At 59.2% G+C, this 18,012-nt stretch carries 13 protein-coding genes and 1 pseudogene; 4 read left to right on the top strand and 10 right to left on the bottom strand.

Translation table 11 applies throughout. The features are described 5' to 3' along the window. The coding region (locus tag F8N85_RS31565; RefSeq protein ID WP_150807346.1) for a GGDEF domain-containing protein at positions 1 to 1,425 on the bottom strand (1,425 nt) is incomplete at its 3' end. A gap of 374 nt (positions 1,426 to 1,799) precedes the next feature. Then, positions 1,800 to 2,138: a hypothetical protein gene (locus F8N85_RS31560; RefSeq protein ID WP_150807345.1), complete on the bottom strand. Its 339-nt coding sequence runs from the start codon at positions 2,136 to 2,138 to the stop codon at positions 1,800 to 1,802. A 110-nt stretch (positions 2,139 to 2,248) separates the two neighbouring features. Between F8N85_RS31560 and F8N85_RS35300 the strand changes: the two are divergent. After that, positions 2,249 to 2,567, top strand: a pseudogene (locus F8N85_RS35300) (hypothetical protein); the annotation flags it as partial. Here F8N85_RS35300 and katG read toward each other — a convergent pair. Continuing rightward, positions 2,500 to 4,803 carry a catalase/peroxidase HPI gene (gene katG, locus F8N85_RS31550; RefSeq protein ID WP_150807344.1) on the bottom strand — a complete coding sequence of 768 codons (2,304 nt, stop codon included), beginning with the start codon at positions 4,801 to 4,803 and terminating at the stop codon, positions 2,500 to 2,502. The pseudogene F8N85_RS35300 and the gene katG sit on opposite strands and share 68 nt — an antisense overlap. Before the next feature lie 356 nt (positions 4,804 to 5,159). Between katG and F8N85_RS31545 the strand changes: the two genes are divergently transcribed. Both F8N85_RS31545 and F8N85_RS31540 read left to right on the top strand, forming a co-directional pair. After that, positions 5,160 to 5,795 carry a hypothetical protein gene (locus tag F8N85_RS31545; RefSeq protein WP_150807343.1) on the top strand — a complete coding sequence of 212 codons (636 nt, stop codon included), beginning with the start codon at positions 5,160 to 5,162 and terminating at the stop codon, positions 5,793 to 5,795. A 27-nt stretch (positions 5,796 to 5,822) separates the two neighbouring features. Continuing rightward, positions 5,823 to 6,935, top strand: coding sequence for a CapA family protein (locus tag F8N85_RS31540; RefSeq protein WP_150807342.1), 1,113 nt, complete (start codon positions 5,823 to 5,825; stop codon positions 6,933 to 6,935). Between the two features lie 21 nt (positions 6,936 to 6,956). On the opposite strand, the gene F8N85_RS31535 is transcribed toward F8N85_RS31540, so the two are convergent. The 4 genes from F8N85_RS31535 to F8N85_RS31520 all read right to left on the bottom strand — a co-directional run bounded on the left by F8N85_RS31535 (position 6,957) and on the right by F8N85_RS31520 (position 12,772). Next, positions 6,957 to 8,888, bottom strand: a complete 1,932-nt coding sequence (locus F8N85_RS31535) for an alpha amylase C-terminal domain-containing protein (protein ID WP_150807341.1) — start codon at positions 8,886 to 8,888, stop codon at positions 6,957 to 6,959. A gap of 115 nt (positions 8,889 to 9,003) precedes the next feature. Beyond that, the gene (locus F8N85_RS31530; RefSeq protein WP_150807340.1) at positions 9,004 to 9,909 is read right to left on the bottom strand and encodes an alpha/beta fold hydrolase; all 906 of its coding nucleotides are present in this window, start codon (positions 9,907 to 9,909) and stop codon (positions 9,004 to 9,006) included. A gap of 551 nt (positions 9,910 to 10,460) precedes the next feature. Then, positions 10,461 to 11,300 (bottom strand): pyrroline-5-carboxylate reductase family protein, encoded by an 840-nt coding sequence (locus tag F8N85_RS31525; protein ID WP_150807339.1) that lies wholly within the window; start codon positions 11,298 to 11,300, stop codon positions 10,461 to 10,463. A gap of 278 nt (positions 11,301 to 11,578) precedes the next feature. Continuing rightward, entirely contained in the window at positions 11,579 to 12,772 is a 1,194-nt protein-coding gene (locus F8N85_RS31520) for a patatin-like phospholipase family protein (protein ID WP_224795785.1), read from the bottom strand. Between the two features lie 394 nt (positions 12,773 to 13,166). Here F8N85_RS31520 and F8N85_RS31515 point away from each other — a divergent pair, with 394 nt between their 5' ends. Beyond that, positions 13,167 to 13,682: an MFS transporter gene (locus tag F8N85_RS31515; RefSeq protein ID WP_224795786.1), complete on the top strand. Its 516-nt coding sequence runs from the start codon at positions 13,167 to 13,169 to the stop codon at positions 13,680 to 13,682. Between the two features lie 390 nt (positions 13,683 to 14,072). Here F8N85_RS31515 and F8N85_RS31510 read toward each other — a convergent pair whose 3' ends face one another. Genes F8N85_RS31510 through F8N85_RS31500 form a run of 3 tightly spaced genes read right to left on the bottom strand, consistent with a single transcriptional unit; the run spans position 14,073 to position 18,012 of the window. After that, positions 14,073 to 15,254, bottom strand: a complete 1,182-nt coding sequence (locus F8N85_RS31510) for an acyl-CoA dehydrogenase (protein WP_150807338.1) — start codon at positions 15,252 to 15,254, stop codon at positions 14,073 to 14,075. Between the two features lie 38 nt (positions 15,255 to 15,292). Next, a complete protein-coding gene (locus F8N85_RS31505; protein ID WP_150807337.1) occupies positions 15,293 to 16,495 on the bottom strand; it encodes a 3-oxoadipyl-CoA thiolase in 1,203 nt (400 codons plus the stop codon). A 2-nt stretch (positions 16,496 to 16,497) separates the two neighbouring features. Continuing rightward, positions 16,498 to 18,012: a 3-hydroxyacyl-CoA dehydrogenase gene (locus F8N85_RS31500; protein ID WP_150807336.1), complete on the bottom strand. Its 1,515-nt coding sequence runs from the start codon at positions 18,010 to 18,012 to the stop codon at positions 16,498 to 16,500.

Raw genomic sequence — 18,012 nt, 5'->3', positions numbered from 1 at the left:
GGGCAGAGGTTGGAGGCTGGTTTTGATGGCAGTGACCACCCGGTTACGGCCTTGGTGTTTAGCGTGATACAGGCGTTGATCGGCTACACGCAGAATGGCCTCGATGGTGTCGCCGTCGCGGCCGGATTGCGATACACCGATGCTCACTGTGACCGCGCTTGACCGCTGCAGGCCATTAAAAGAAGTCTTTGCAACGGTGCTTCGCAGATGCTCGGCGACTACCTGCGCGCCTTCGAGTGAAGTCTGAGGTAGCAGTATCATGAACTCTTCCCCGCCCACTCGGGCTACGCCGTCATACGGCCGGATCGAATCGAGGCATTTCTGCACGAACCTCTTCAGGATGTCATCGCCAACCTGATGCCCGAAGCGATCGTTGATCGCCTTGAAATTGTCGAGATCGAGCGCCAACACAGAGAATGGCGCACCGCCGCGCGCGGTCCGGCCAATTTCGGCTTCGACCCGCTCCATGAACCGACGGCGATTATCAGCACCTGTCAGTGGATCGGTCGCCGCCAGGTGCCCGAGTTCCTGATTGGTGCGCTGGAGTTCCTGCAGGGCGCTCTCGGTATACGCCATCGCCTCGGAAAGACGCACCATCAGCTCCTCTTGGCTGTAAATCTTCGAGAACGACCGCGTGGTGAGGAATGCTTGCACGACCCCATAGCTCAACAGGAAGAATCCAGCGGCGAAGATCACATGAGCGAGCCACCACATGTGGTTCCACGGACGGGCAAGAATAAAGGCGAGAGAGGACAATGCGAACGCGGTGACCGAGATGACAACAATCACCATCAGCGGCGAACTGATACGGCGCAGCAGGAGCATTGCCACGGTCAATGTGGAAAGAACGAGGGCACCACCTTCCAGCGAGAGGCGCACCGCGAGATGGCCGGCGATCGACGAATTCGCGACGTACGCCACTGCCAGGTCAACCAGCAGGAACAGTCCTATCCAGGTCAACCACGGGCGGACCTTCATTCGTTGGTCCGGGGCATCAGGTGGGCGGTGGTACGAAAGCATTCCGACTAACAGCAGACTCGCCATGACCAGTCGAGAGGCCGGTCCATAAAGCAGGAAGAGCCAGATATTGTGGTGTGCGAGTCCGGTGAACGCACCATGCAACGCGTAGATCAGCACAAAACCGAGAAAGCCAAGCGTCATCCATCGCAGCAGCGGGTCTCCCGATGACTGATAGCAGCGCCACGTTACGTAAGTCACAAACAAGCCTGCCAAGGTGGCTGCCGTGATCGCAATGATATGGAACAGGTGGTTCTCGAATATAAGGGTGGGGTCTTGAAAGAAGTACAAGTAGCCAATCAGATAGGCTGGAACAAACGCAAATCCTGCGAGCAGCACGCAGGCATAAACCTTGATCATGATACGGACGGCTTCAGGTGGCTCGCCGGTGGCGACGATATTGGTCATGGTTCCCTCCGATTTCAAATCCATTTTTGCCTACACCGGACCGGTGTCGGATCCAAAGCCGCATACATGCCACCGATCCCTCGCAGCATCACCAACTATGTGATGAACCGATACATGCATTTCAACTTTAGACTCCTTACCGATTTCTGCTGCGCAACCCGGTAAAAATGTTCACGCGAACACCATTAACTAATAACGAATGGCTCGTTATTCTCATCGGCCAGGGGTTGGCTGCCCCACCTCAAAATCAGCTGGACACCCTGTCGGGACTTAGTGGAGTGAACAAAAAACCCGCAACGCCTCTACACAGCAAGGCGTTGCGGGTTTTCAGAAACACCCTGAACCATGCGGCTTGTAGGGTGAGCCCTCAGAACTTACTCCTCAGTTGTCGCCTGGCAGCCGAGCAGGTCGTCGTCACCGATTGAGAATGTTTCCGACGAGCTGATTTTTTGATTTTTGACGATGCATTCATCTTTGTCCTCATCGACCAGTCGCACATCCCATTTACCGGCTGTCACTCCCGTCAGAGTCAGGCTCATGCCTGGTTTGAGTACTTGCTCGCCCAAGTGGTCATCACCCCAATCGTCCTGGCTAGATGGTGCGAAATAGAGCTCATGAATTTCCCACGAAGATTCGTTTTCGATGTTGATTGTCGAAGCGACAGCATTCATAGCCAAAAGCGCGAGGCCAGCAGCAGCAAGAACCTTTTTCATAGGAAGTCTCAATATAGCGTTGGGATAATACTAAAGAGCCATCATCAATTCCGAACGCAGGAACCGTCAACACTTAAATGAAAAGCCGTGGCAAGAATCTGCCCTATCTGAGGGTAATCCGGGTGCCAGCCATGAAGAAGTCAGGCGTTCGCTAGAGGAGGCCTTACCAAAAGCCGCCACACTTACGCCTCGATGATGCTTTCGGCGGGTGAGCATCCGATGTGGGTAGCAAAGCAACTCGGCCACAAAGACTGGACAATGATTGCCAGAGGTTGTGGCCGATGGATGCTTTCAACAGACGTTGGCGCCGGTCGTGCAGAGGCGCTTTTCGCCGGCAATGACAGCAACAGCTTCCTCCCTATTACCCGCGTTTTAAATCGAAGCGATCAAGGTTCATCACCTTGGTCCAGGCTGCTACGAAGTCTTTGATGAACTTCTCCTGCGCGTCGGCGCTGGCATAGACTTCGGCCAAGGCCCGCAGCTGCGCGTTTGAACCAAAGACGAGATCGACGCGGGTGCCCGTCCACTTCACTTCGCCGGTTTTGCGATCGCGTCCTTCAAACTCCTCATTGGCCTCCGAGACCGGCTTCCATTCCACGCCCATATCGAGCAGGTTCTTGAAGAAATCGTTGGTCAACGCCTCCGGCTGCTTCGTGAAGACGCCGTGCGGGGTTTGTCCGACATTGGTGTTCAGGACCCGCATGCCGCCAATGAGCGCGGTCATTTCTGGCGCGCTGAGTGTCAGCAGTTGCGCCTTGTCGATCAGTAACGCCTCGGCCGGTACGCGGTACCTGCTCTTGAGGTAGTTACGGAAGCCATCGGCGACGGGTTCGAGAAACCCGAAAGACTCCACATCCGTCTGCTCCTGGGTCGCGTCCATACGTCCTGGCGTGAAAGGCACCGTCACGCTGTGACCGGCATTTTTCGCCGCCTGTTCGACGCCCGCGCTACCGGCCAGCACGATCAGATCCGCCAGCGAGATCTTCTTGCCGCCAGCCTGCGCGCTGCTGTTGAACTCGTTCTGGATACTCTCGAGTTTCGCCAGCACGTTCGCCAGTTGATCAGGCTGGTTGGCCTGCCAGAACTTCTGCGGGGCCAGACGCAGGCGTCCGCCGTTGGCGCCGCCGCGCTTGTCGGAGCCACGGAAAGTGGAAGCCGCCGCCCAGGCAGTTGATACCAGCTGCGAGACTGTCAGGCCCGAGGCCAGGAGTTTGCTCTTGAGTGAGGCGATGTCACTGTCGTTGACCAAGGCATGGTCGACCGCTGGAATAGGGTCTTGCCACAACAGCTCTTCGCTCGGCATTTCCGGACCGAGGTAGCGCGAGAGCGGCCCCATGTCGCGGTGGATCAGCTTGAACCAGGCGCGGGCGAATGCATCGGCCAACTGATCCGGATTCTCGAGGAAGCGCCGTGAAATCGGTTCATAGATCGGGTCGAATCGCAGGGACAGGTCGGTGGTCAGCATGCTCGGATTACGCCGCTTGGACGGGTCATGAGCATCCGGAATGATGCCGGCCCCGGCGCCGTTTTTCGGTGTCCACTGGTTGGCGCCCGCCGGGCTCTTGGTCAGCTCCCACTCGAAGCCAAACAGGTTTTCCAGGTAATTGTTGCTCCACTTCGTGGGTGTCGTGGTCCAGGTCACTTCCAGGCCGCTGGTGATCGTGTCGCCGCCTTTGCCGGTGCCGAAACTGCTCTTCCAGCCCAGGCCCTGCTCTTCGAGGCCAGCGGCTTCGGGCTCGGCGCCGACGTGGTCGGCAGGTCCGGCGCCGTGAGTCTTGCCGAAGGCGTGGCCGCCGGCGATCAGTGCCACGGTTTCTTCGTCATTCATCGCCATGCGACCGAAGGTTTCGCGAATATCCTTCGCGGCAGCGACCGGGTCCGGGTTGCCCTCAGGGCCTTCCGGGTTGACGTAGATCAGGCCCATTTGCACCGCGGCGAGCGGGTTTTCCAGGTTGCGTCCCTGGTCGGTACGGCTCTCCTCATTTTCCCCCGGCTCAGCAACGAGTGGGCCTTCGCCGGGCTCTTGCATGGGTTCTTGATCTTTTCCGTAGCGTGTGTCGCCTCCCAGCCACTTGTTTTCAGAGCCCCAGTAGACGTCCTCATCGGGTTCCCAGACGTCCGGACGCCCGCCGGAAAAGCCAAAGGTCTTGAAGCCCATGGACTCCAGCGCGACGTTGCCGGTGAGGACGATCAGATCAGCCCAGGAGATGTTACGACCATACTTTTGCTTGATCGGCCAGAGCAGCCGGCGTGCTTTGTCGAGGCTGACGTTATCCGGCCAACTGTTGAGCGGCGCGAAACGCTGCTGACCGGAGCCGGCACCACCCCGACCGTCACCGGTGCGGTACGTGCCTGCGGCGTGCCAGGCCATGCGAATAAACAGCGGTCCATAGTGACCGAAGTCCGCGGGCCACCAGTCTTGCGAATCGGTCATCAGCGCATGCAGGTCTTGCTTGACCGCTTCAAAGTCCAGGCTTTTGAACGCTTCAGTGTAATTGAAGCCCTCGTCCATGGGATCGGACAAGGATGAGTGCTGGTGCAGGACCTTCAGATTCAATTGGTTCGGCCACCAGTCGCGGTTCGTCGTGCCACCACCAGCGGCGGCGTGAATGAAGGGGCATTTCGATTCAGTTGCCATGTGTGAGCTACCTTTGGTCGAGTTCATCCAGCTATCCGGCCCGGGCTGGGCTCTGAATAGCGACGAGCGAAATCAATGTCATAGGCTGCAGGGCCAACAGTTCGATCAACTGATCGTTGTGGCCACACGGGAATTCTTCGATAGCGGCAATCGAGTTGCCAGCACGGTGACCCACGGCCTAGTAAGCTTTTAACTCATTGGGTGTTTCCTTATCCGGTCTCAACCGGCCGGCTTACGCCAGCGCAAGATTAAGGCTAGCCCCCTCTGAGGAAGAAGCAAATAGGCGAAGTATTGGGTCTTGATAGACATAATCTTTTACCCGAACCTGGGGGATGGAGCGTCTGATATGAGTAGCGTACACAGGCACGGGTGAGGACCTGACCATGAATAAACGCCCGCGTCGCACGGCCATCCACGAAGCTGGCCACGCCCTGGCCTTTTGGTGGAATGGTCAGCACATAGAGCGCGTCACTGTGCGCACCAGGACAGAAGCCGTCATCGGCCCAATGATCGATCTACGCGGCAACCCGCAAAACGTCGAGGGGTTGGTAGAGGCTGATTACTTTGTCCATCACCCTTCCCTCGACGCTCCCGGGATTGCTGAATACCTGCCCTCTATGGTCGAGTCTATTGAACGCGACCTTCTCCATTGCTTCGCCGGCCCCGTGGCCGAAGCCGTCTACAGGCACCGCAAATCTGACCAATTCATCACTGGCAGCGGCTGGGGTGACCGGCGCCGGGGTTACGAATTGATAAGTTTGCTGCCCGCACGAAAGCTACTCGACGCCGAATCCCGGGCAATCGCCCGGTCCAGCTGTCTGGTGCGTCGTTACTGGGCCGCTGTCACCGCGGTGGCGGATCTTCTGCAAGAGCACGGCACGGTTAACGGGGAAGCTATAACAGCGCTGCTGTGCGAAGTCACCGGGGAGTCACCTGCGCTGCACCGCAATCAGCTGGCAACCCTCGACACGCGACGGAACAGGCAGTGGACTGCAGCCCACGCCGGGTGCCGAAACTAGGTTATTCGGGATCCCCGGGAGGGTGCCATGGCAGCTATTACCGATACGCTTAAGCTGTTTCTGTCCGGCGATGTCATGACCGCCCGCGGCATCGACTCGGTACTGCCGCATCCTGGCGATCCGCGGCTTTACGAAGCTTACGTCAAGAATGCCGGCGATTACGTCCGGCTGGCTGAAAGATTCAATGGCTCGATTCCCCGCCCAGTCGATTTCACCTATGTCTGGGGCGCTGCGCTGGATGAGTTCGAACGTCGCCAACCCCACGCACGCATCATCAATCTGGAAACCGCGGTGTCCCGCCGCGGACGACCGGAGCCAAAGGGCATCAACTACCGAATGAGCCCGGAGAACTTCCCGGTCATCAGCGCAGCCGGCATCGACTGCTGCGTGCTGGCCAACAACCATGTGCTGGACTGGGGGGCAGCCGGCCTGGCCGATACGCTGGATACCCTGGCGAGCAACGGTATGTGCAGCGCCGGTGCCGGGCACAATCGACAATCCGCCGAAGCGCCCGCCGTGCTGCCGCAGCCTGGCGGACGGCGCTTGCTGGTGTTTGGCCTCGGCGCACCCGACAGCGGCATTGCGGCGGACTGGGCCGCCACGGACAGGCGCGCGGGCGTCGCGCGGCTGGAGGATCTGTCGATGCAAAGCCTGCGCCCTGTGGCCAAACGGATTCTCGAGAGCAAAAATACGCGGGATCTGGTGGTCGCCTCCATTCACTGGGGCGGCAACTGGGGGTTCGATATCCCGCAAGAGCAGGTCCGGTTCGCGCATGCCTTGATCGACGAGGCCGGAGTTGACGTGGTGCACGGACACTCCTCGCACCACGTCAAGGGCATCGAGGTGTACCGCGAACGCCTGATTCTCTATGGCTGCGGTGATCTCCTGAATGATTACGAAGGCATCGAGGGCCACACAACCTTTCGCGGCGACCTGGGGCTTTTATACTTTGCCTCGTTGGACCCGGACGGGCACTTGCAATCGCTGGACCTGATACCCACCCGCCTGCGTCGCTTTCGCCTCAGTCGCGCCGAAGGCGATGACCGTCAATGGCTGCACGACACCCTTTCTCGCGAGTGCGCACGCTTGGGCAGCAGTCTCCGGCTGGGCGCGAAACATGCCTTCGAGTTGCGTTGGTAGGAGCGTCGGGCTCAGGAAGTACTAGTCACCATAATCACGAGAAAATACCAATATCCCATTGGCCGGAATGGTAATAGCTGCGGAGCAGGACATGTCGTTCATCGGTTCTTCTGTCGCCGAAACCATGCCTCCATTGCCCGCGATGGCAGGGTTGATCCAGCGCTCGTATGCATCACTGTTGAAGATTTCCAACCAAGGGCCCGCGCCAGGCATAGGTACGCGAAAATTGCTCATCGTCTGCTCATTCAGGCTTACGACGACTACTGTGTCTCTACCCAGTCGTTCCAGCCACCGATGAAACACCAGGACGCGCTGGAAATTGTCCATCATCAGTACTTTAATCTGCTCGCCGCGAAGAGCCGGCTGCCTTCGCCTCAACCCTATGAGCTCCCTGGTGAAGCGATGGAAATCGCTCATGGTCCGATCTGAATCCAGGCCACCCCAGAAGATAAGGGTGTCCGGATGATTGACGGGATCATCGGCCCATTTCTTGTCCTCATAAAACTCCTGGCCCATGAAGATCATCGGGATACCCGGCAGGGTCAGAAGTAATCCGGTCGCGACGCGGGAACGGCTCGTCGCGTACCAGGTTCGCGTATTCCCACCGCCAGCAGCGAGCAACGGGATTCGCTCGGACCTGTCACGATAGACCTCATCGTGGCTTTCCACGCACTGAACCGCTCGCCACGCGTCGCGAAAGCCCGGCGCGCGGATTTGATCGACTACGCCCTGCCAGTCCAGCGGCGCGTCCCTTCCCGCCGCTGCTTGTTTGATAAGGGCACGAATCGCGAGTCGCTGGCCGTCATGCCAGCTTGCATCGAAGTCAGCGCCAGCCTGTTCCATGGGCCGTACGACCGCGGGCTCCGGCCCCCAATACTCCGCGATGTTGATGACAGCAGGATCGCGGCTGCGGATGGTCTGATTGAGATGCTGGCAGAACAGCCACCCGCTGCCGATATTCTCTTGGTCGATCACCGTCACCTGATCGTAGCGAAAGCCGTCGACATGGTATTCGTCGGCAAAGAATGCCGCATTGTCGATCAGGAACTGTCTGACATCACTGTTCCACATCGCGAATACCGGCCCCGTGTGGTCGCGGTCGGAGAAGTAAAGGCTGTCATTCGGGTGCATGCCGGCGGCGCGATCGAAGAAGTAGAGGGACTCAGCCTGGCCGCGGATGTCGCCGGACGCGTGGTTGTAAACCATGTCAAAAATCACGGCGATGTTGTAGTGATGACAGATATCGATCAGGACCTTCAGCTGGTTGATACCGATCTCAAGTATCTCTCGCGTCAGGGGAGACTTCCCCTTCTGGGCAAGCAGGCGATTGGCGAGCGCCAGGTAAGGATCCAGTTCTGCTGAGCTGACGAAGTAGTCCATTTCCGGCGAGAACAGATCAGACCCGTTATAGCCCATGCTGCGCGGCGTGCTGTACTCACCGATCGGTAGCGGTTCGATAGCGTTGATGCCCAAATCGGCCAGGTATTCGATCCGGGCAAGCACGTCGAGGAAAGTGGCGACGCGGTTTGGCAGCCCAAGGCCGTACCAGGTACCGATATGTAGCTGATAGATGATGAGATCGCTGAACTCCGGCATTCGCCAGTTCCAGTCCTGCCAAGGGAAGCTGACCGCCAAGCGGATTATGCAGGAGGGATTCGGCCACTCCCGTGTCAGCTCGCGGGCGTAGGGATCGCGCTTGAAGCCCTCCGAGCCTTCACCCACGATATAGAACTTGTATTTATTCCCGTCAGTCGCGCCGGCGACAAAGCCCGTCCAGCGCCCATCAGGCTGGCGCGTCAATTGTGTGGAATCGTTCCTGAGCCAACCGTTGAAGTCGCCACAGACATAGACGTCCCGGGCACGCGGAGCCCACACGCGAAACGTCGCTCCGCCCGCGGTCAGGTTCGCGCCCATCGGGGTAGTCGGGAAAATATGATCCTGTGAAAGAGCCATGTTTTACCTCCTCCTGACCCTCCGTTACAAACCCAGGCCCTTTCGAATGCTGGAGTCGGCTAGTCGTACCCACCAATCGTGCACAGCGCGAGCGAGTGCAATTGATAGCCTCTTATCAGTGCGATCCCATAGATGAGTGGAGTATCGGCTGACCTGCGGCGCAGTGTTGCCCGCTGTCCAGCGGCGGTGCGATCCAGGAAGCCGGCTGCAGAAAGTCGAGCAAGGCCTGCTGGGTGTCATGCAAGGCCGCCTGGTGTTCCATATCGAGGAAGTGCCCGGCGTTCTTGATGGTATGGAACCGGGACTGAGGGGCATGATTGGCAAAAAGCCGGGCGTCTTCCACCGAGGTGTATTCATCCAATTCGCCGTTGACAAATAGCAGCGGGATTTCGATGGCACCGGCACAGGCGACGTAACAGGTGTCCTGGGTCAGCACCTCATTGACGTGGAAATGCATCTGCAGGTATTCGTGCTCGGCCAGGCTGCTGACATGGCGCTGATTAAAGCGTTTGAACAGCGATGGCAGGTGCTTGCCGATAGTGCTGTTGATCAAGCGCCCGACATTGAGGCGATCGCAGGCCTGGAGAGCGCTCAGGCAGCTTTCCAGGTAATCGCGCATCGGCGTATTGACCCGCGCCGCGAATGAATTGATCACCGCCTTTTCGATTCGTCGCGGCCGCTGAGCGAGTGCCAGCAAGGTAACCGCCCCACCCCAGGAAAACGACAGCACATGGTGCACACAAAAGTGTTCGATCAATTCCAGCAGTATCTGTGCCTCGTCTTCCTTTCGGATCGGTTGATCCTGGGGGTTGTGTAGTCTCGACTGACCGGCATAGGGCTGGTCGTAAAGAACCACATTGAATCGCGGCTGCAGGTAACGCACCGTTTGGGCAAAGGATGCGGTGGTTGTCAGCGAGCCGTTGACCAGAATGATGGTCTTTTCAGCGGCGGTGTTGAGGTAGTGCTCGGTATAAACCTTGTACTTCTTGCAGATCTCGACGATGGCAGTTTTCGGCATCATGTCATTATCTTCCTGGAACACATTGGACTAAACGCACAGCGTGAGCAATTGCTCACAGGGCCATATCGCAGAAAGCAGGACACGTGGACCTGACAATGAAGTGCCAGGCAAACACATTAATAACTTCAGGCGATTTTCATGCGTCAACACAGCCCCCTCGCCGGTTTAACCTGGCAGCAAGTGCAAGCAACGACAGTGCGAGGGCGCCTGGATGATCATCGCGACTATTGAGTCACTAACTGACCATTGATTCAGAGTTAAGCAGGGATTTTCCCGTCTGCAAGATCGCGGACGGGTTGTTCCGTCTGACCGTGAGCGTTGAACTGGCTCAGCTCCCGGAGCTTCGATGCCGATGCAGAGACCTCGTCGGGCTTGCAGTTTTCGAGGTCATCACTCGCAGAACCGTTTTAAAGACTGCGACCGTTGTTTTCTCCGGTCGCAAAAAAAACCGCCCGAAGGCGGCTTGATACGTGGGGCTGATTAAGTCCCGTCTTTCGAGAACGACTTTATATTCATAAACGCGATTGCGGCCCAGAATTCAGAAGGGTCGACTACCGCGTCATCGGACCTTCTTTGGTGTCAGCAGAATGGGCAAATGGATTCATGGAACAGGCGACTGAGGTCGCCGAATCCAGACCTGCTTTTATTGATTTATCGAAGCCGCCGGCGAGCATGGCTTCGAGGCCCGCAGCCGTGACGCCGCGGTAGCTGATGAGCGCCTGCAAGAGTTCGTCGACGGAGTGTCCATTGCCGATCAGCTGGCTGGCATCCACCACTACGGCGCTCACTGCACGCTGGGCAATGGCGGGAGGCAAGCCACTGCTCAAGGCGTGTTCGAGCATGCTGCGAGCCAGCAGCGCCGGGTAAGCCGGTCCCGTTCCGACCAGTGCCGTCAGGTAGTTCAAATGGTTTTCGGTGAGGACTTCATCGGCGCTGCCGAAGGTTTCGAACAGCCTGCGGGCGAAGGCTTTCTGCTCGTCAGTGACACCCTTTGCTGCCAACCAGGGCGTATAGGATTTGCCGATTTCTGCCGCGGCATTGGGCATGGCGCGAATCACCTGCCGACTGCCCGTACGCTGCACCACGTCGTCCAGGGTCACGCCGGCCATCAAGGAAATCACCAGCCTGTTTTCAGCGAAAATCTCCACGTCGGCAAATTGTTCCGGGCGTACCGATACGATGACCACATCACAACGCTCCACCAGCTCCTGGTTGTTGCGCGTGACGGTTACTTGCGGCCACTTTTCACTCGGTAACGGATTGCTTGCAGAACGGTTCGACAGCACCAACGCGCCGGGCTTTATAAACGCCTTGTCGAGCATTGCCAGGGCTATCGAGCGGCCAAGCCATCCCGATCCACCGATAATGCCTATCGTGGGTTCGTTGATCATTTGAACCTGCCTTGGTCAGTCAGAAGTCGCGGTCAGTCAGGGGTAGATGAAACCTCATCCACCAGATGGCCATGGCGGGAGTAGACGCGTTGCAGCGACCCTCTCCAGCCAGTTTCTACGGCTTTTGTTTGTTCGTTCATGGCTCGATCCTAGCCGGTCACCAGAAGCCACGCAAGCAAAATGTACACCTGTGTCTATAATATTGACACAGGTGTATATTTCACCCTGACGTAATTTCAACTCAGGTCCTCGCCCTCTCCCGTGGACTGCTCCCCCTCTCACGTCTTCTCGCGCGGCGGTGATTTATGCCACGGATAGCCCTTAGCGCTGAGTTGAAAGGCGTAATCGAATAGACGCTTCATGTACTCGCCATCGAATTTCTGATTGCGAGGAAAGTAGAAGTCGGAGCCGATGTACGCAAGATTGAAGTCCGCCTCATCCTGCAGCGCAATACGGTAAATTCGATCCAGGTCGCTGATCCCCTGAGTTTGAATCAATGCACTGATGGCTCGACCGCCGATGTTCAACGTACGGCGCTTGGTCCCGGACCATTGCGGCTCCAGTCTCCCATTGCGAATGACATAGAAATGACGTCCATGTCGATAAGATGTTCCGTGGACTTGATTCAGCGCCATCACGGTGCCAGGTGGGTAAAGGAACACCTGAGTGATGACCCCTCCGTCCACGTGCATTTCCTGAAACTGATGGCCGTCAACCTCGACATCGATCATGACCGGTGAGACTGCGCCGGGAATACTCATCGACGCGACCATGATGTTGCGAAAGAGCTCGAGCGCTCCCGGTGCTTGACTGGAGGCAATAGCCCCCATGTTCCAAGTGACTGGCCGCGCTGAATCAAGGTCGGTTGTGCCGATCATCAGCAGCCGTCCATTTGCGTATTCCGACGCGATCGCCGCAAGCACCTCGGGAGTGACGTACTTTGCAATGAGCCGCGACAGTGGCTTGCTGTTCGCCATACCGTCGCTGGCAAGACGGGTCAGGACATTTCGCGAATGGAAAAAGTCTTTTGGACCGATTGCGTTGGAGATACCCAGAATGACGCTGTCGTACCGGGGCCCCAGGTAAGCGAAAGGGGCGACCAGGGCCCCAGCGCTGATGCCCGTGACGACTTTGAACATAGGTCGAGTCCCATGCAGGGTCCATCCCGCAATAAGTCCCGCCGCAAATGTGCCTGCGTCGCCGCCACCTGAAACGGCCAGCATACTTGCCAACGGCAGGATGTCGTTTGGCTTCCCTGCTCTGACGAGCGCCTCGCGCTCGCGAATGTTGGCCTGACTTGCATCCTGGATGAACGAAGTCAGATCCAGGTCTAGCCAGTAGCGAGCACTTGGAATGCCAGGGATGAGCGCTTTTTCCGTTAAAGCTGGCGGCACAGCGTCACGGCGTTGCAGGCACCCTTGCAGCAACATGTTCAGAGTTGAGGCACTTGGTCTGAGTAGGAATGGTTTCAAAGCGCCTCCCCCGGCCCCTGCAGTCGACAGCGAAAGCGCTTATCGGTATTCGGTGAAATGTCCTTACCCGTGGTGCCCGAGATGGCGACACGTTATTCGAACGTCCAGTCGCTCATTTTGCGCTCCTTTTACATGATAAAAAACTCGTTGTCCGCGTCACAGATCGTTTCGGTATAACCGTCCACTATCTCTCTTAAGCGCCTGATCGCAGCTACGGCATCATCGCCGATGATAATTGCCCGAACGACCAACAAGCTGACAACTGTACTCACTCGCACCCAGGGCTTCGTATCACCATGCTTGACCCGCACGAACGGCCGGCCATTGGCTCCAAGAGGGATTTAAGCTCACGGGACGACTCGAGGGTGATTCAACGCGCAGGGAGGTTCATTACCTGACCGATTACCTGCATATGGGCATGCAGCAGATGGGGTTCGTCATGTCGGCCATCGGTTTCGGTGGTTTCTGCGGCATGGTGGTGATGCCCACCCTCTCCGACCGTCTGGGACGCAAACCTGTGGCACTGCTTTCTTGCCTCGCCACAGGATTGGCGCTGTGGCTGATGATTCAAACCGGTGCCGAACCGGTGAAACTGTTCTTGTTGCTCTTCGCGACCACTTTTTTCAACTTCAGCATGATCTGCATGACCGTGGGCCCGCTCACCAGCGAGTCAGTGCCGCCGGCTCTGGTCTCCACTGCCACTGGCCTGGTCGTCGGCATTGGGGAAGTGTTCGGTGGCGGTGTTGCGCCAGCGCTGGCTGGCTACATTGCCCAACACCACGGTATCGAAAACACCCTCTACCTGGCCCTGAGTGGCGCGGTCCTGGGCCTGGTCGTTGCGTTGTTCCTGCGCGAAACGGTGCCTCACCGCGTCCTGTTGAAAAGCAAAGTCAAAGAGGAAGCTGCATAGTCGGGCTACGTCTTTCCCCGAGTCAAAAGCAAACCACAGTGAAAGGCAGCGGCCACAAGCCGCTGCCTTCTTATCTGGACAAGCGCTAAAAGGAATGAAGGCCGGCCTGGTCCAGACTGTCGAAACCCCTGAACTTAAGCGCTGCTCCCGCAACGGAAAACTTTGTCGTTGCTCTGTTGCAAAACCAGCAGGAAAACCCGGAACCGGATAAGGATTCCCGGTTTTCCTGGCGCGACGATTGACCAACAGATAAACGCTTTTGCTGCACCAAACACCCCTCTCGCGCCACCAGCACAGTGTCCATAACGACCCGCATGTCCATCAGCCAGATGGCGAGCCGGATCGAATCAATGCAGTCTGTTCCTATTCGTTTACCGGTTCCGAGTGCGGTTAAAAGAACGCCTGCAGGCCGGTCTGAGCACGGCCGAGGATCAGCGCGTGGACGTCGTGGGTGCCTTCGTAGGTGTTGACCACTTCCAGGTTGACCAGGTGACGGGCTACGCCGAACTCGTCGCTGATGCCGTTGCCGCCGAGCATGTCGCGGGCCAGACGGGCGATATCCAGTGACTTGCCGCAGCTGTTGCGCTTCATGATCGAGGTGATTTCCACCGCTGCCGTGCCTTCATCCTTCATCCGTCCCAGGCGCAGGCAGCCCTGCAAGGCCAGGGTGATCTCGGTCTGCATGTCGGCCAGCTTTTTCTGGATCAGTTGGGTCTGTGCCAAGGGGCGGCCGAACTGTTTGCGATCCAGGCAGTACTGGCGTGCGGTGTGCCAGCAATCTTCAGCAGCACCCAAGGCGCCCCAGCTGATGCCGTAACGGGCGGAGTTGAGGCAGGTGAACGGACCTTTGAGACCGCGCACATCCGGGAAGGCGTTTTCTTCCGGGCAGAACACGTTGTCCATGACAATTTCGCCAGTGATCGACGCACGCAGGCCGACCTTGCCGTGAATCGTCGGAGCACTCAGGCCCTGCCAGCCTTTTTCCAGGACGAAGCCGCGAATCTCACCGGCATCGTCCTTCGCCCAGACCACAAATACGTCGGCAATCGGGCTGTTGGTGATCCACATCTTGGCGCCGGTCAGGCGGTAGCCGCCGTCGACCTTTTTCGCCCGGCTAATCATCGAGCCCGGGTCGGAGCCATGGTCGGGTTCGGTGAGGCCGAAGCAGCCGATGTATTCGCCGCTGGAGAGCTTGGGAAGATATTTCTGCTTGGTGGCTTCGTTGCCGAACTCGTTGATCGGCACCATCACCAGCGACGACTGCACGCTCATCATCGAGCGGTAACCGGAGTCGATACGTTCAACTTCACGGGCGATCAGCCCGTAGCACACATAGTTCAGGCCACTGCCGCCGTAGGCTTCAGGAATGGTTGCGCCAAGCAGGCCGGTTTCGCCCATCTCGCGAAAGATCGCAGGATCGGTTTTCTCCTGGCGAAAGGCTTCGAGCACACGTGGCGCCAGCTTGTCGGCGGCGAACTGTTGGGCGCTATCGCGCACCATGCGCTCCACTTCAGTCAGTTGCTGATCGAGCAGCAGCGGGTCGATCCAGTTGAAGCTTGCCTTGTTGGCCATGGGTGTTTCTCCAAATTCAGGTGGGGTGGATGCTTTATTCAGTCGAGGCGTTCGATGACGCAGGCGATGCCCTGGCCGAGGCCGATGCACAGGCTGACCAGCGCATATCGGCCGCCACTGCGCTCCAGCTGGCGCACCGCGCTGTAAGCCAGGCGCGCACCCGAGGCACCCAGGGGATGGCCAATCGCAATGGCCCCACCATTGGGGTTCAGGCGCGGATCATCAAAGGCCAGGCCAAGTTGCTTGGCGCAGCCGAGCACCTGCGCGGCAAAGGCCTCGTTGATTTCGATCAGGTCCATGTCGGTCAGGCTCAACCTGGCGCGTTGCAGTGCCTTGGCAATCGCTGGCACCGGACCGAGACCCATCAGGCGCGGCTCGACACCGGCGATGGCACCGGCGAGGATTCGCGCGCGCGGTTTCAGCCCGTACCGCTCGCCAATGGCCTGCGAGCCAATCAACAACGCGGCCGCACCGTCATTCACCCCCGAGGCATTGCCGGCGGTGACCACGCCGCCTTCGAACAACGGGCGCAGGCGCGACAAGCTGGCGAAATCGCTCTCGGGGCGCGGATGTTCATCGCGCTCGACCAGCCTGGGCGGTTGCTTGCGGCCTTGTGGCACTTCGATGGGCAGGATTTCGCCCGCATGGAAACCGTCCTGCACCGCCGCCTCGAACAGCGCCTGGCTGCGTGCCGCATAGGTATCGGCTTGCTCGCGACTGATACCCAACTCGCGGGCGACGTTATCGGCAGTCTGCGGCATCGAATCGGCACCGAACTCGGCTTCCACCCGCGGATTGGGGAAGCGCGCGCCGATGGTGCTGTCAAAGGCGTGGAAATCCCGCGAGTAAGCACTTTGCGCCTTGGCGATGACGAAGGGCGCACGGCTCATGCTCTCCGCACCGCCAGCAATAAACAGTTCGCCTTCACCGACTTGCACGGCACGGGCGGCGTCGAGCACTGATGCCAGCCCCGAACCACACAGGCGATTAACGGTCAGGCCGCCAACCGCCGGTGGCAGTCCCGCCAGCAAGGCCGCGTGGCGACCCAGGTTGCGCGCATCCTCGCCGGCCTGGTTGGTGCAGCCGACAATCAGGTCTTCGTAGTCTTGCGCGGCGAACGGGTTACGCGCCACCAGGGCGCGAACCACCGCGGCCAGCAGGTCATCGGGGCGCACACTGGCCAGGACGCCGGCGTGGCGGCCAAAGGGCGAACGCAGACCATCGTAAATGTAGGCAGTCATGCTTATTCCTCGGGAGTGGTCAGGGGCAGGCCGAGCTGTACGCGGCGACGCAGCCAGGGGCTGAGCCGATAGCGCGGTTCCTGATAGAGGTGGTGCAGTTGGTGCAGGATCTGCTCGATCTTCATCGCCCCGTAGTGGTCACCGAAGCCCAGCGGGCCGTGGGGGTAACCCAGCGCCAGCTGTACCGCACGATCCAGGGTGACTGGATCGACGATACGCCGCTGAGCGATTTCGCAGCCCAGGTTGACGATACTGGCCAGCACACGCTGGGCGATGAAACCGGGCGAGTCGTTGATCACCTCCACCGGTACGCCATCCGCGCCCAACGCCTGCCGCGCCTGCGCCAGCACGGCGGGATCCAGCCCCGGCTGACGCATCAGCACTCGGCGCAGGTCGAAACCGGCAAAGGTTTCCAGCGCCAGGCTGCGGGCGACAGGCAGTTGTTTGCGGGCGATCACGCTGCTGGCATCTTCACCCAGCGGCGTGACCAGGCAGATAGCCTTCGGGCTGGGCTGTTGACCCTGCTCCAGCACCGCACCGGCACTCGCCAACACGGCGGCGACCTTGTCGCGCATCGCCTCATCACGGCAGTCCAGCCAGAACGGCCGATCGACCACCACCTGTGGCAGCTCGACCCGGGTGTCCTCGACCACACGGCCGTCCTGGTAGCGATAGAAGCCCTGCCCGGTCTTGCGCCCCAGCAAGCCAGCGGCAAGGCGCGTGGGCACCAGCGCTGAAGGGGTGTAGCGCGGATCCTGGTAGAACTGCTGGTGAATCGACTCCATCACCGCATGGGAAATGTCCAGGCCGACCAGGTCGAACAGCTCGAACGGGCCCATGCGAAAGCCCAGGCAGTCCTTGAGAATGCGGTCTATCTGTGCGGGAGTGGCGATCCCTTCGGCGAGGATGCGCAGCGCTTCCGGTCCGTAGGCCCGGCCGGCGTGGTTGACCAGGAACCCGGGAGAATCCGGCGTCACCGCGGCGAAATGCCCGGCGTGTTGCGCCAGCGCCGACAGCCGCTCGATCACCTGCGGGTCGGTGCGCTCACCGCGCACCACCTCGACGATCTTCATCAGCGTGACCGGGTTGAAGAAGTGAAAGCCGGCGACCCGCTGCGGATATTCACAAGCGCTGGCGATCAGGGTGATCGACAGCGACGAGGTGTTGCTCGCCAGCACCGCGTCGCGGCTGACCAGTTTTTCCAGTTCACGGAACAGGTTCTGCTTGGCGTCGAGATTCTCGACAATGGCCTCGATCAGCAGGTCGCAGCCGGCCAGTTCCTGCAGAGTGTGCGCCGCACGCATGCGCTGCAGGGTGCCGGCCAGTGCTTCGGCGCTGATCTTGCCCTTGGCCGCGGCACGCTCTAGCAGGTCACGGTTCTGCATAAGGGCTTGTTCGATCGCTTCGCCGCGGCTGTCGTGCAGCAGCACCTCGACACCGGCGCTGGCGAACAACTGCGCAATACCACGACCCATGGCCCCACTGCCAATCACACCGATCTGTTTAAACGTGGTCAT

Origin of the sequence: Pseudomonas fluorescens, from assembly GCF_902497875.1 — a bacterium.
GTDB classification, from domain to species: Bacteria; Pseudomonadota; Gammaproteobacteria; order Pseudomonadales; family Pseudomonadaceae; genus Aquipseudomonas; species Aquipseudomonas fluorescens_BR.
This window is presented reverse-complemented; position numbering and strand designations above follow the sequence as displayed.

Excerpts from the sequence above, each read along its gene's own strand:
- F8N85_RS31560 (WP_150807345.1), bottom strand. The coding sequence starts at position 2,138 with ATGAAAAAGGTTCTTGCTGCTGCTGGCCTCGCGCTTTTGGCTATGAAT.
- katG (WP_150807344.1), bottom strand. The coding sequence starts at position 4,803 with ATGAACTCGACCAAAGGTAGCTCACACATGGCAACTGAATCGAAATGC.
- F8N85_RS31545 (WP_150807343.1), top strand. The coding sequence starts at position 5,160 with ATGAATAAACGCCCGCGTCGCACGGCCATCCACGAAGCTGGCCACGCC.
- F8N85_RS31540 (WP_150807342.1), top strand. The coding sequence starts at position 5,823 with ATGGCAGCTATTACCGATACGCTTAAGCTGTTTCTGTCCGGCGATGTC.
- F8N85_RS31535 (WP_150807341.1), bottom strand. The coding sequence starts at position 8,888 with ATGGCTCTTTCACAGGATCATATTTTCCCGACTACCCCGATGGGCGCG.
- F8N85_RS31530 (WP_150807340.1), bottom strand. The coding sequence starts at position 9,909 with ATGATGCCGAAAACTGCCATCGTCGAGATCTGCAAGAAGTACAAGGTT.
- F8N85_RS31525 (WP_150807339.1), bottom strand. The coding sequence starts at position 11,300 with ATGATCAACGAACCCACGATAGGCATTATCGGTGGATCGGGATGGCTT.
- F8N85_RS31510 (WP_150807338.1), bottom strand. The coding sequence starts at position 15,254 with ATGGCCAACAAGGCAAGCTTCAACTGGATCGACCCGCTGCTGCTCGAT.
- F8N85_RS31505 (WP_150807337.1), bottom strand. The coding sequence starts at position 16,495 with ATGACTGCCTACATTTACGATGGTCTGCGTTCGCCCTTTGGCCGCCAC.
- F8N85_RS31500 (WP_150807336.1), bottom strand. The coding sequence starts at position 18,012 with ATGACCACGTTTAAACAGATCGGTGTGATTGGCAGTGGGGCCATGGGT.